Origin of the sequence: Shouchella patagoniensis, from assembly GCF_002019705.1 — a bacterium.
Lineage (GTDB): Bacteria > Bacillota > Bacilli > Bacillales > Bacillaceae_D > Shouchella > Shouchella patagoniensis.
The window spans coordinates 971775-983851 of record NZ_KV917377.1 but is presented as its reverse complement, the minus strand read 5'-3'; the positions used below and the strand labels follow the sequence as shown (position 1 = coordinate 983851).

13 protein-coding genes are annotated in these 12077 nt (G+C 39.5%); 9 read left to right on the top strand and 4 right to left on the bottom strand.

Annotated features, from left to right (window positions below; all coding sequences use genetic code 11):
* The first annotated feature begins 46 nt into the window (after positions 1-46).
* Positions 47-310, top strand: a complete 264-nt coding sequence (locus BK584_RS05295; protein ID WP_078391627.1) for a UPF0223 family protein — start codon at positions 47-49, stop codon at positions 308-310.
* A 22-nt stretch (positions 311-332) separates the two neighbouring features.
* Here BK584_RS05295 and BK584_RS05290 read toward each other — a convergent pair whose 3' ends face one another.
* Positions 333-959, bottom strand: a complete 627-nt coding sequence (locus tag BK584_RS05290; protein WP_078391626.1) for a DUF1054 domain-containing protein — start codon at positions 957-959, stop codon at positions 333-335.
* A gap of 160 nt (positions 960-1119) precedes the next feature.
* Here BK584_RS05290 and BK584_RS05285 point away from each other — a divergent pair, with 160 nt between their 5' ends.
* The 3 genes from BK584_RS05285 to BK584_RS05275 all read left to right on the top strand — a co-directional run bounded on the left by BK584_RS05285 (position 1120) and on the right by BK584_RS05275 (position 3123).
* A complete protein-coding gene (locus BK584_RS05285) occupies positions 1120-1320 on the top strand; it encodes a YkzI domain-containing protein (protein ID WP_078391625.1) in 201 nt (66 codons plus the stop codon).
* A gap of 106 nt (positions 1321-1426) precedes the next feature.
* A complete protein-coding gene (locus BK584_RS05280) occupies positions 1427-2230 on the top strand; it encodes an inositol monophosphatase family protein (protein ID WP_078391624.1) in 804 nt (267 codons plus the stop codon).
* Complete coding sequence (locus tag BK584_RS05275) at positions 2227-3123, top strand: NAD(P)-dependent oxidoreductase (RefSeq protein ID WP_078391623.1); 897 nt, start codon at positions 2227-2229, stop codon at positions 3121-3123. The genes BK584_RS05280 and BK584_RS05275 overlap by 4 nt, the downstream gene beginning before the upstream one ends.
* 28 nt (positions 3124-3151) lie before the next feature.
* Here BK584_RS05275 and BK584_RS05270 read toward each other — a convergent pair whose 3' ends face one another.
* Positions 3152-3334: a DUF5325 family protein gene (locus BK584_RS05270; protein ID WP_078391622.1), complete on the bottom strand. Its 183-nt coding sequence runs from the start codon at positions 3332-3334 to the stop codon at positions 3152-3154.
* A 207-nt stretch (positions 3335-3541) separates the two neighbouring features.
* On the opposite strand from BK584_RS05270, the gene typA reads away from it, so the two are divergent.
* Positions 3542-5380: a translational GTPase TypA gene (typA, locus tag BK584_RS05265; RefSeq protein WP_078391621.1), complete on the top strand. Its 1839-nt coding sequence runs from the start codon at positions 3542-3544 to the stop codon at positions 5378-5380.
* A 25-nt stretch (positions 5381-5405) separates the two neighbouring features.
* Positions 5406-5735, top strand: a complete 330-nt coding sequence (locus BK584_RS05260; protein ID WP_078391620.1) for a YlaH-like family protein — start codon at positions 5406-5408, stop codon at positions 5733-5735.
* Positions 5736-5751: 16 nt separating this feature from the next.
* Here BK584_RS05260 and BK584_RS05255 read toward each other — a convergent pair whose 3' ends face one another.
* Positions 5752-5955, bottom strand: a complete 204-nt coding sequence (locus BK584_RS05255) for a YlaI family protein (protein ID WP_078395418.1) — start codon at positions 5953-5955, stop codon at positions 5752-5754.
* 221 nt (positions 5956-6176) lie between these two features.
* On the opposite strand from BK584_RS05255, the gene BK584_RS05250 reads away from it, so the two are divergent.
* On the top strand, positions 6177-7514 hold the full coding sequence (locus BK584_RS05250) for a PhoH family protein (protein ID WP_078391619.1): 1338 nt from the start codon (positions 6177-6179) through the stop codon (positions 7512-7514).
* On the opposite strand, the gene BK584_RS05245 is transcribed toward BK584_RS05250, so the two are convergent.
* The gene (locus BK584_RS05245; protein ID WP_078391618.1) at positions 7511-8023 is read right to left on the bottom strand and encodes a hypothetical protein; all 513 of its coding nucleotides are present in this window, start codon (positions 8021-8023) and stop codon (positions 7511-7513) included. The two genes, BK584_RS05250 and BK584_RS05245, sit on opposite strands and share 4 nt — an antisense overlap.
* A gap of 154 nt (positions 8024-8177) precedes the next feature.
* On the opposite strand from BK584_RS05245, the gene BK584_RS05240 reads away from it, so the two are divergent.
* Positions 8178-8459: an Fpa/YlaN family protein gene (locus BK584_RS05240; RefSeq protein ID WP_078391617.1), complete on the top strand. Its 282-nt coding sequence runs from the start codon at positions 8178-8180 to the stop codon at positions 8457-8459.
* A gap of 140 nt (positions 8460-8599) precedes the next feature.
* Complete coding sequence (gene pyc / locus BK584_RS05235) at positions 8600-12070, top strand: pyruvate carboxylase (protein ID WP_078391616.1); 3471 nt, start codon at positions 8600-8602, stop codon at positions 12068-12070.
* Positions 12071-12077: the final 7 nt, after the last annotated feature.

The window sequence follows — 12077 nt, the reverse complement described above, 5'->3', positions numbered from 1 at the left end:
AAAACGAAAGGCATTTGCCTATAGATGAAACGAAAGGATTGGTTGTATGAATATACCAATAAATTATGAATGGTCCCAAAAAGAAATTGTTATCGTAGCAGAGTTTTTTGACTTAATTGCAGAGGTCCAGGAGCGGGGAGTATCAGCTGGTGAGCTTAGTCAAGCATACAAAGCATTTAAAAGTGTTGTACCGTCTAAAGCAGAAGAAAAACAACTTTTTAAAGAAGTCGATGATCAGCTGAATAGTTCATGTTACAAGATTGTGAAACAAGCTCAATCTGCATCAAATAATGAGCTGATAAAAAAATAAAAAAGCGCCTAGGGGCGCTTTTTTATTTCAGAGCTTGTTGAGAAAGCTGATATAGAGGAAGCAATTCTTGTATAGTCTTCTTAATTTCTTGCAATAACGCTGGACCATTTTGGACGGTTGTGCTGTTCCTAGAAAAATGCTGCCCTACTAACCATTCTGCTTTTTTAACATCACGAAACCGTTCAAGTGATGCGGTTAAATCTAAATCGCTCATTTTAGAAGCTTGTTTTTTCGTATGATCTAGTGAAACAACATAATGGTTTGGGATTGTTTCCATCAATTGTTGTTTTTCTTCTAGAAATAAATGGGCAATGTCTTGTTTGCCAGGTAACTCATATATAAAAGCAAGCCATACGAATAAATGATCATCAAACAATCCAACTTGAAAGTGCGGATGTTTTTTATAACCACGTTTGTTCCCTGCAACAGCAAGCCACGTATCATTTGGTGGGTTTGTTGTTCTTCTAGCATGTTGGGCAATATGTAAAAACATCTCGGTACCAAGCATGCTTGCTAATTCATCTTTAAGTTCTTCACCTATAACCTGAAACTTTGGTTGAATATTTGAACGAATGGCTTCCATTCTTGGTTCAAGCCCGTCAATAGTAAATGTGTCAAAATCTGATTGAGTAAACCCTTTTATGTCCATTAAAAAGCTCCTTTCCAAACAAGCATAGCTTCTTGTTTGAAAAAGATCAAATCATCAGGAATGCTCTAGATTTTTTATGGACATATGTTATAATTATGTTATAATATCAGAAAATTAAAATATAAGGCTCGAATAGAGCACGGGTAAAGGAGAGTCGCAGATGAAACAAGTACTTACTTCTCACCAATCCTATGAGTCTGAAAATCGATTATCCGTCTTGCGTCTTGAAATTGATTACGAATTAATGGCTTTACACGATGCACTTCTGGCAGAAGATATACTTTCGATTAAAAAGAGCAAGGAATTATTAACTCAATACCGGCAAGAATGGCTGGGTTTAACAAACACGTTCAATAGATAAAGCACGAATTCTCGTGCTTTTTTATTTTTGAATGAAAGGGGATCCATTTGTTTTCTAAAATGAATATGAGATACTATTGTTGTTAGAATGTCATAAGGAGGCTCGTATGCAACCAACTTCGATTGAACTAGAGAGGCAAGCAAGGTTATGGATTATAGAGGCAGGAGAACGTATAAAAAGGGCCATTCAACAACCGCTAGAAATTAATTCAAAATCTGGTCCAGATGATTTAGTAACGGATGTCGATAAATCAACTGAAGCGTTTTTACATGAGAAGATTACAACAACTTATCCAAATCATCATTTTTTAGGTGAAGAGGGAGTAGCCGATAAACTCTCTTCGTTACAAGGTACTGTATGGATTGTGGACCCGATTGATGGAACGATGAATTTTGTTCATCAAAAACAAAACTTTGCTATTTCCATAGGTATTATTGAAGATGGGGTAGGGACAGTTGGTCTTGTTTACGATGTCATAAAAGGTGAATTGTTTCATGCTATTAAGGGCAAAGGACTTTACGTTAATGATTTAAAAGTAAATCTCCCAGAAGATCGCCCATTGCACGAAGCAATTATAGGACTAAATGCAAACTGGCTTGTGGAAAAGCGCCCAATCCAACCGACTTTAATCAATTTAGTACAAACGTGTAGAGGGACTCGTTCATACGGTTCGGCAGCTCTGGAAATGGCTTACGTAGCGGTTGACCGAATGGATGCTTATATTAGCTTGAATTTATCACCGTGGGATTACGCTGGGGGCACTATACTTCTAAATGAAGCTAATTGTCTTGCAACTCGCTTTAATGGTGAAGAATTATCAATGCTTAACAAAGGAAGTATGGTTGCAGCAAAACGAAAGCTGCACGCGGTATTAGTAAAAGACTATTTAAGTAATGAGGTGATTTCATGAAAGTAGGGTTTGTTGGCCTTGGAACGATGGGAATGCCGATGATGAAACATTTAATTGAGGATGGATATGATACGTATGTTCTCAGTCGTAGTCGTGGACCGATTGAAGAAGCCATATCTTTAGGCGCGATTGAAGCGAATTCTCCAAAAGAATTAATGAGCACGGTAGATGTGGTGATGACGAGTTTGCCATTACCTGAAACGATTTTAACTGTTTATGGTGGAGAAGAAGGTTTAATTGCTGGAGCCTCACCGGGGAAAATAATTATTGACCATTCGACTGTAGACCCTGGAACGAATGAATGGGTGCACCAGCAATTACAATCAAAAGGAGTAGATTTTTTAGATGCTCCTGTAAGTGGTGGACCAATGGGGGCAGAGGCAGGAACGTTGACGATTATGTGTGGCGGCGATCAAAACACTTTTGAACGAGCATATCCGGTTTTACAATCCTATGGAGACTATATTGTCCTTGTTGGTGAAGTTGGAAGTGGGACGACAGTCAAATTGTTGAACAATATGTTAATTGGTGTGCATCAATCTGCTTTAGCAGAATGTTATGTAATGGCGGAAAAAGCGGGGGTTGATCCTGCGATAGCTTATGAAGTCATTAAACGAAGCGCTGGCTTTTCGAAAAGCATGGACTGGGCTGTTGATGCAATATTGGACCGAAAATTCGACGCTCGCTTTTCAATAGACCTACTACATAAAGATATAGGTTTGGCGCTATCGCTTGCAGAAGAGCTTGATATGCCGTTAGATATTGTGAAACTTGGTGCAGAAAAAGTAGCAGAAGCGAAAAAACGGTATGGAAAACAAGATGTTAGTGCAATTATCCGTCCGTTGGAAGAAGCGACTAATACGTATGTAGAACGTAAAAAGGAGAGCCGCTAGCGGCCCTCCTTTGTTTCATTATTAAATACTATGATTGAATATTAGCGTTTTTTTTTCGTAGGCTAAAGCCCAGCCCCATTGAAAGAAAGATACCGAGTATGGATACGATGGCGATCGGTAAGCTCCGCTCTGCAACGGCAACACCAATGCCCATTATGCATATGACAGTAATAATTGAAAGTGTTAAAAACAGCACATTTTCTTTTTTCAAAACTGACTGACCTCCTCTGTTCACTATTAAATAGTGTACATCGTTACGATAAAAAGGGGAAGACTTGACTGTGACAAAAAGAAAAACATTTATAAAAAATAGATGTAGTGAAAATTATGCCGAAATAAAATAGGAACTAAAAAGAGTTTGTGATATACTTAGACAGTTGAACGTCTGTAATTGGACTAACTAGAAGGAGAGAAAAAAATGACTCTACGCGAAGATATACGCAATATTGCTATTATTGCTCACGTTGACCACGGAAAAACGACACTAGTCGATGAACTTTTAAAGCAATCAGGTACATTCCAGCAACATGAGAATGTTCAAGAAAGAGCAATGGACTCGAATGCACTGGAAAAAGAGCGAGGAATTACGATTCTTGCTAAAAATACAGCTATTAATTATAACGATATACGTATTAATATTATGGACACGCCTGGACACGCTGACTTCGGTGGCGAAGTTGAACGGATCATGAAAATGGTTGATGGCGTCCTATTGGTGGTTGATGCGTATGAAGGTTGTATGCCGCAAACACGTTTTGTTTTAAAGAAAGCACTTGAGCAAAAGCTGACACCAATTGTTGTAGTAAATAAAATTGACCGTCCCGCCGCACGCGCAGCTGAAGTTGTGGATGAAGTGGTTGATTTATTCATTGATTTAGGTGCTGATGAAGATCAACTAGATTTTCCAGTTGTCTATGCTTCTGCAATTAACGGTACGGCTTCTTTAACGCCAGAGAAACAAGACGACAATATGAATGTGTTATTTGAAACAGTTGTTGAGAGCATTCCAGCACCTGTTGATAATAGTGAAGAACCATTACAATTTCAAATTACGCTTCTCGACTATAATGATTATGTTGGACGAATTGGGATTGGTCGAGTATTTAGAGGGACGATGAAAGTTGGTCAACAAGTTGCTCTAATGAAATTAGATGGTTCTGTTAAAAATTTCCGAGTGACAAAGCTATTTGGTTTCCTTGGTTTGAAACGAATTGAAATCAATGAGGCAAAAGCTGGTGAATTAATCGCTGTCTCTGGGATGGAAGAAATCAATGTTGGAGAAACAGTTTGTCCAGTTGAACATCAAGAGGCCCTACCGGCACTCCGTATCGATGAGCCCACTTTACAAATGACGTTCCTTGTTAACAACTCGCCTTTTGCAGGTCGTGAGGGTAAATTTGTTACAAGCCGTAAATTAGAAGAACGATTAAAAGCCGAGCTTGAGACAGACGTAAGCCTTCGTGTTGAAGATACTGAATCACCTGATGTATGGGTCGTTTCTGGTCGAGGTGAGCTTCACCTTTCGATTTTAATTGAGAATATGCGTCGCGAAGGGTATGAATTACAAGTCTCTAAGCCAGAGGTTATTATTCGTGATATTGATGGTGTTCGTTCAGAACCTGTTGAACGTGTGCAAATTGATGTGCCTGAAGAATACCAAGGTGCAGTTATGCAATCATTAGGAGAGCGTAAAGGTGAAATGATTAACATGACGAATACTGGAAGTGGACAAGTGCGTCTTGATTTCCTTGTGCCAGCTCGTGGTTTAATTGGTTATACAACCGAGTTTTTAACACAAACGCGCGGGTATGGTATTATTAACCATTCATTTGATTCTTATCAACCAATGTTTGCTGGTCATGTTGGTGGTCGTCGTCAAGGTGTACTTGTTTCTATGGAAACAGGTAAGGCAACTCAATACGGAATTATGGGTGTTGAAGACAGAGGAACGATCTTCCTTGATTCCGGGACGGAAATATACGAAGGTATGATTGTTGGTGAACATACACGTGAAAACGACTTAACGGTTAATATCACGAAAATGAAACAACAAACAAATGTACGTTCAGCTACAAAAGACCAAACGGTGACAATGAAACGTCCTCGCATTTTGACGTTGGAAGAAGCACTTGAATACTTGAATGACGATGAGTACTGTGAGATGACGCCAGATTCGATTCGTTTAAGAAAGAAAATCCTAAACAAATCAGAACGTGAGCGTGAAGAAAAGCGTAGAAAAGTCGCTTCTAGTAACTAATATGTAAGCAAGGAGAGCGAATGTGATGCATTTATCTCAAACAACCGTTCCACTTGAAAGCATGCCGTGGCTTATGCAAGCTACGAATGAACAGCCGTGGGTGGGATTTGCTGCGTTTGTTGTAACAACTCTTCTCTGTGTGCTTGTGTTTAATTTAGGCTTTGCTCGCAAATTACCGATTTTAAAAACCGTTGTCGTGTATGTTATGTTGCTAATTGGTAGCTTTGGGCTGTGGTTTTTAGAATTTGTATTTGGTGCACCGATTATGGCTGTTTTAGCCATTTCTGCACTTGTGCTTGGTATTTATCGTTTTCGCCTGCACGTGCACCGTAAAGAGCAAACATCAACTAAATAAAGAAGAGAGCGAGGCCTTAAAGCCATTCGCTCTCTTCTTTATTTATGTGGGGCGTTTGAAATCGACCAGTTGCTTTTCTTTCCCCGGTACGCTCTGTAATTCGAGATTGACAAGGATCACACATGAATGTGTGGATTGGGCGGTTTCTAAGCTTCTTGGCCAGCACACAAAAATCTTCAATTGTTTCAATGGAATCGCAAATCACGCATTTTACTCTCATGCTAAAGCCGGGCATCGATTTAAGCCCGCACCTCCTTGCTTTCAATATAAACATCACTACTTCTATAGTGTAAACAATATGTTGAGAAAAAGAAACCATCTCATTTCTTCTTAATCTTTCGTCTAAGTTCTTTTATTGCCTCATAACATAAATGAAAGGGTTGGCTTAATCCGTACAAAATACAATCAGACCCTAGCCGCACATGTCGGGAGGCGTAATAGTTGAGCAAAGCAAATAAAATTTATGTTCTAGATACGAATGTCTTGCTACAAGATCCATATGCAATCTATCAATTTCAACCAAATGAAGTAGTTATTCCAGCTGTTGTGTTAGAAGAAGTGGATTCAAAAAAAAAGAACATGGATGAAATTGGACGCAACGCGAGAATGATTGCGAAGATGGTTGATCAATTGCGTGAGGGAGGCAAGCTCCATAAAGGGGTGTTGTTAGAACAAGGAGGATTGTTTAGGGTAGAACTCAACCACAGGTCTTTTCAGCATCTAAAACATGTGTTTGCGGAGATGACAAACGACAATCGAATTATCGCAGTAGCATTAAACCTGCAAATGGAAGAAAAGGAAAAAGCAGATGGTCGTCAAGTAGTACTTGTCTCAAAAGATGCATTAGTAAGAGTGAAAGCAGATGCATTTGATTTGCAAACAGAGGACTTTCTAAATGATAGGGTCATTGAGACGGATAAAGGATACGCAGGGTTCGAAGATGTATATGTGGATCAAAGCATTATAGACCGTTATTATAAAGAAGGTCAAATCGCTGTTACCGAATTAGGCGGTGGTCTTTATTACCCTAATCAGTTTGTCATACTAAAAGATTTGATGCGCACTTCTAGCTCGGCTCTTGGAAAAGTTGATTTATTAGGTCAATATGTAAAACCGTTAATTGGTGAGCATGAGCATGTGTGGGGAATTAAGCCTCGGAATGCTCAACAAAAAATGGCGTTAGAGCTTTTATTGCGTGATGATTTACCTCTTGTAACGCTTGTGGGTAAAGCTGGAACTGGAAAAACGTTGCTGTCTCTTGCTGCTGGATTGTTACAAACGGAAGACTTGCACTTATACAAAAAATTAGTTGTGGCAAGACCAATTGTACCCTTAGGAAAAGATATCGGTTATTTGCCAGGAGAGAAAGAAGAGAAGTTAAAGCCATGGATGCAACCGATCTTTGATAATCTTGAATTTTTATTTGATACAAAAAAACCTGGGGAGCTTGATCGGATTTTAGCTGGCATGAGTTCAATACAAGTGGAGGCATTAACCTATATTCGAGGGAGGAGCATTCCTGACCAATATATAATCATTGACGAAGCACAGAATCTAACAAAACATGAAGTGAAAACCATTTTAACTAGAGTGGGTGAACGGAGCAAAGTCGTATTAATGGGGGACCCGCAGCAGATTGATCATCCTTACTTGGATGAATACACGAATGGTTTAACTTACGCTGTCGAAACCTTTAAGAATGAAGCGCTGAGCGGACATATAAAACTCGTAAAAGGCGAACGCTCAGCACTGGCGCAGCTTGCTGCGGATTTACTTTAATTAAAATGTAGCTTACTAACGTTTCTGATCGGGTCGTGCTTTGTGCCGTCTGCTATGTAAAGATGTACAGGTCCGTCTTCTCTTAATGGTTTTCCCTCTTTGGAAAACGCCGCGATCAGAAAATCACTTTGATCAATCGAGAGTGTGTGAACGTCACCATTGGTCGTTTCTACGTCAATCGTTGAAACCTCATCAAATGGTGCGGCATTTCGTATGAATGATTTTAAGGGCATTCCAAATGAGCCGTTTATTAGTTCCTGCCGATTGTATTTAATACGATTTGAGTCTCGGTTTGGATTAGGCGGCTCAGAGCCTTCAAGCATTTCCCGGTCAAATTGTGCGGAGATTTTACGCGTGTAATCAGTTAAATCATTATCTTCTGGCAAGTTCGCTCCTGCTAAAAAGAATGCGTCTAAGTCGATTTTCCGTTCATCAAAAATCCAGACTGTTGGATCAATCGTTAAAGCTTTCTTGACTTTTCCAGAAATAAAAAAAACAAACTCTTGCATTTTATCCCTCCATTAATGAACCTAAGTGAAAGTATAATCGTTTGGTTTCTGTTTGTCACGGAAGGAAACTTTGGGGTTGCTAAAAAGATTGCATTTTAGCGAAAACAAAGATACTATGTAAGTAGAACTTATACTTGGGCGAGGAGGGGATACCTTGACGACGAATGCTGTAACAAGTCAGAGCGAAAAAGCATATGTGCTTTTGCAGGCGGATGCGGAGAAAATTCGCCAACTTATTGAAGTGCAGCTCGAGAATTTAACAATGCCGCAATGCCCCCTCTACGAAGAGGTTTTAGATACACGGATGTTTGGCTTGTCGCGAGAGATAGACTTTGCGATACGTCTTGGGCTCGTAGAGGAAGAAAAAGGAAAAAATATCTTAAGTGAATTGGAGCGTAAACTTGCTTTGCTTCATGAAGCTTCGATGAGAAAATAATGAACCGGTGCCTTGTGCCCCGGTTTTTCTGTAATTTTAAAAGGTTTTTATACACTTTTTATTTTCAAAATGAAGTTATTTGTAGCAATTTAGTTGCCAAAACGAATAAAATCAGGCAAAGTATAATAAAAAGAAAATGAATGATTGATGGGGAGGTTGTCATTGTGAATAATTTACATACGATTAATAAGGTGCTTGTCGCCAACCGCGGGGAGATCGCGATCCGAATTTTTCGCGCATGCTCTGAATTGAATATTCGAACTGTCGCAATTTATTCAAAAGAAGATACAGGTGCTTTTCATCGCTATAAGGCTGATGAAGCGTATTTAGTTGGTGAAGGAAAAAAGCCTATTGACGCATATTTGGATATCGAAGACATTATTGCTACAGCTAAAGCACATGGAGTAGACGCTATTCATCCGGGATATGGTTTTTTGTCAGAGAATATTGAATTTGCAAAGCGCTGTAAAGAGGAAGGTCTGATTTTTGTAGGACCTGAATTGGAACACCTACATATGTTTGGGGACAAGATCCAAGCGCGTGGACAAGCAGTTAAAGCTGGTTTACCTGTTATTCCAGGGAGTGACGGCCCAGTTTCTGGACTCGAAGATGTTCAAGCCTTTGCAAACGAGCATGGCTATCCTTTTATTATAAAAGCGTCTCTTGGCGGAGGCGGTCGCGGTATGAGAATCGTAAGAACCGAAAAAGAATTGAGTGAATCTTATGACCGTGCAAAATCAGAAGCGAAATCAGCTTTTGGTAATGATGAAGTATACGTTGAAAAATTTGTTGAGCAGCCAAAACATATTGAAGTACAAATTTTAGCGGACAAACACGGAAATATTGTGCACTTGCATGAACGTGATTGTTCAGTCCAACGAAGACACCAAAAAGTAGTTGAAATTGCACCGAGTGTATCACTTACAGATGATGTGAGAACTCGAATCTGTGAAGCTGCCGTAGAATTGATGGCGAATGTAGGTTATGTTAATGCTGGAACGGTTGAGTTTTTAGTAACAGAAGATGGAACATTTTATTTTATTGAAGTAAATCCGCGTGTTCAAGTGGAGCATACAATTACGGAAATGATTACAGGAATTGACATTGTGCAATCACAATTAAAAATTGCAGCAGGACATAATTTGCACGAGAAAGAAATCAATATTCCTTCACAGGAAAATATTCATTGTTTTGGTTATGCAATACAATCTCGTGTGACTACAGAAGATCCAGCAAACGGCTTTATGCCTGATACAGGAAGAATAAATGCATATCGATCAAGTGGTGGTTTTGGTGTACGTCTTGATGCTGGGAATGGTTTTCAGGGAGCGGTAATTAGTCCGCATTATGATTCATTATTAGTCAAAGTTTCAACATGGGCATTAACATTTGAAGCGGCTTCTTTAAAGATGGTACGTAACTTACGTGAATTTAGAATTAGAGGTATTAAGACAAACATTGCGTTTTTAGAAAATGTTGTAACCCACGCGAAGTTTTTAAATGGTGAGTACAACACGAGTTTTATCGATCAAACACCAGAGCTGTTTGTGTTCCCTAAGCGGAAGGACCGAGGAACTAAAATGCTTTCCTTTATTGGAGAGACGGTGGTAAATGGATACCCCGGATTAACTAAGGGAGAGAAACCATTGTTTGATAAGCCACTTTTACCGGAATTTAATCCTAAAATGGACGTTCCAGCGGGCACTAAGCAAATTTTAGATGAAAAGGGACCAGAAGGATTAGCAGAGTGGATAAAAGCAGAGAAAAATGTCTTACTAACAGATACGACGTTCCGAGATGCTCATCAATCTCTTTTAGCTACAAGAGTTCGTACACATGATTTGAAAAAAATAGCGGAACCAACTGCTCATTTGTTGCCAGAATTATTCTCAATGGAAATGTGGGGCGGTGCCACATTTGATGTTGCCATGCGTTTCTTGCATGAGAACCCATGGGAGAGGCTGCTTGTTCTTCGTGAAAAAGCACCGAATGTCCTTTTTCAAATGCTATTACGTGCCTCGAATGGTGTAGGTTATACAAGCTATCCAGATAATGTGATTCATGACTTTGTTCAAAAGTCAGCAGAAGCGGGAATTGATGTTTTCCGAATCTTTGATAGTTTAAATTGGGTTGAGGCGATGAAGCCTGCAATAGATGCGGTACGTGAGAGCGGAAAAGTGGCGGAAGCGGCGTTATGTTATACAGGAGACATTCTTGATAAAAATAAAACAAAATATGATTTGGCTTATTATAAGAAAATGGCGACTGAACTTGAGCAATCTGGTGCGCATATTCTTGCAATCAAAGATATGGCTGGATTACTTAAACCAGAAGCAGCTTATCAACTTGTAAGTGAGTTAAAGAGTACGGTCAATATTCCCATTCATTTGCATATGCATGACACGAGTGGAAATGGCGTATTTTCATACGCGCGTGCAGTTGAAGCGGGTGTTGACATTGTAGATGTTGCGGTTAGTTCGATGGCTGGTCTTACATCACAGCCAAGTGCGAATAGTTTATATTATGCTCTTGCTGGCACTGGACGCCAACCGAAAATGAATATTGAGACATATGAGAAGCTTGATCAATTTTGGTATGAAACAAGAAAGTTTTATAGAGGTTTTGAAAGTGGTATGAATGCACCGCATACGGAAGTTTACGAACATGAAATGCCTGGAGGACAGTATAGTAATTTGCAGCAGCAAGCAAAAGCGGTAGGCTTATATGAAAAGTGGAATGACGTTAAGCGTATGTACCGTCGAGTGAATGACTTGTTTGGTGATGTTGTCAAAGTAACTCCTTCATCAAAAGTGGTTGGAGACATGGCTTTATATATGGTGCAGAATGAACTTACTGAAGAAGCGATCTTTGAACGAGGAGAGAGTCTTGATTTTCCAGATTCAGTCGTTGAATTCTTTCAAGGTCAATTAGGAAAGCCATATCAAGGGTTCCCTGAAACGTTACAAAAGATCATTCTAAAAGGGAAAGAACCACTTCAAGGTCGACCAGGTGCACAAATGAAGCCGATTGATTTTAAGAAAGTCAGTAAAGAATTGTATGAGGAACTTGGGCGTCAAGTGACAAGCCATGATGTACTATCATACGCTCTTTACCCAAAAGTGTTTATGGAGTATGAACAGTTTTCGGAGCGGTTCGGGGACGTCTCGGTTCTTGATACGCCAACTTTCTTCTATGGTTTACATTTAGGAGAAGAGATTGAAGTGGAAATTGAACAAGGTAAAACATTGATTGTTAAGTTGATTTCTGTTTCCGATCCTCAGCCTGATGGCACACGCATCGTTTACTTTGAATTAAATGGTCAGCCGAGAGAAGTAAACATTCAAGATTTAGATGTAAAAACAACTGCAATCACACGCCCAAAAGCGGAAAAAAATAACCCTGGGCATATTGGAGCGTCAATGCCTGGAACAGTTGTGAAAGCACTAGTTTCAGAAGGAGATCGAGTTCAAAAAGGCGATCATTTAATGATTACAGAAGCAATGAAAATGGAAACGACTGTTCAAGCTGCAAAAGATGGGACGGTTAAAAAAGTATTTGCGAAAGATGGAGAATCGATCGCTACCGGTGATTTGCTAATCGAAATAGAATAATAGAAAT

Bases quoted from the DNA above. Each gene is read 5' to 3' on its own strand.
- pyc (WP_078391616.1), top strand. From the start codon at position 8,600: ATGATTGATGGGGAGGTTGTCATTGTGAATAATTTACATACGATTAAT.
- typA (WP_078391621.1), top strand. From the start codon at position 3,542: ATGACTCTACGCGAAGATATACGCAATATTGCTATTATTGCTCACGTT.
- BK584_RS05275 (WP_078391623.1), top strand. From the start codon at position 2,227: ATGAAAGTAGGGTTTGTTGGCCTTGGAACGATGGGAATGCCGATGATG.
- BK584_RS05245 (WP_078391618.1), bottom strand. From the start codon at position 8,023: ATGCAAGAGTTTGTTTTTTTTATTTCTGGAAAAGTCAAGAAAGCTTTA.
- BK584_RS05280 (WP_078391624.1), top strand. From the start codon at position 1,427: ATGCAACCAACTTCGATTGAACTAGAGAGGCAAGCAAGGTTATGGATT.
- BK584_RS05295 (WP_078391627.1), top strand. From the start codon at position 47: ATGAATATACCAATAAATTATGAATGGTCCCAAAAAGAAATTGTTATC.
- BK584_RS05290 (WP_078391626.1), bottom strand. From the start codon at position 959: ATGGACATAAAAGGGTTTACTCAATCAGATTTTGACACATTTACTATT.
- BK584_RS05260 (WP_078391620.1), top strand. From the start codon at position 5,406: ATGCATTTATCTCAAACAACCGTTCCACTTGAAAGCATGCCGTGGCTT.
- BK584_RS05255 (WP_078395418.1), bottom strand. From the start codon at position 5,955: ATGAGAGTAAAATGCGTGATTTGCGATTCCATTGAAACAATTGAAGAT.
- BK584_RS05285 (WP_078391625.1), top strand. From the start codon at position 1,120: ATGAAACAAGTACTTACTTCTCACCAATCCTATGAGTCTGAAAATCGA.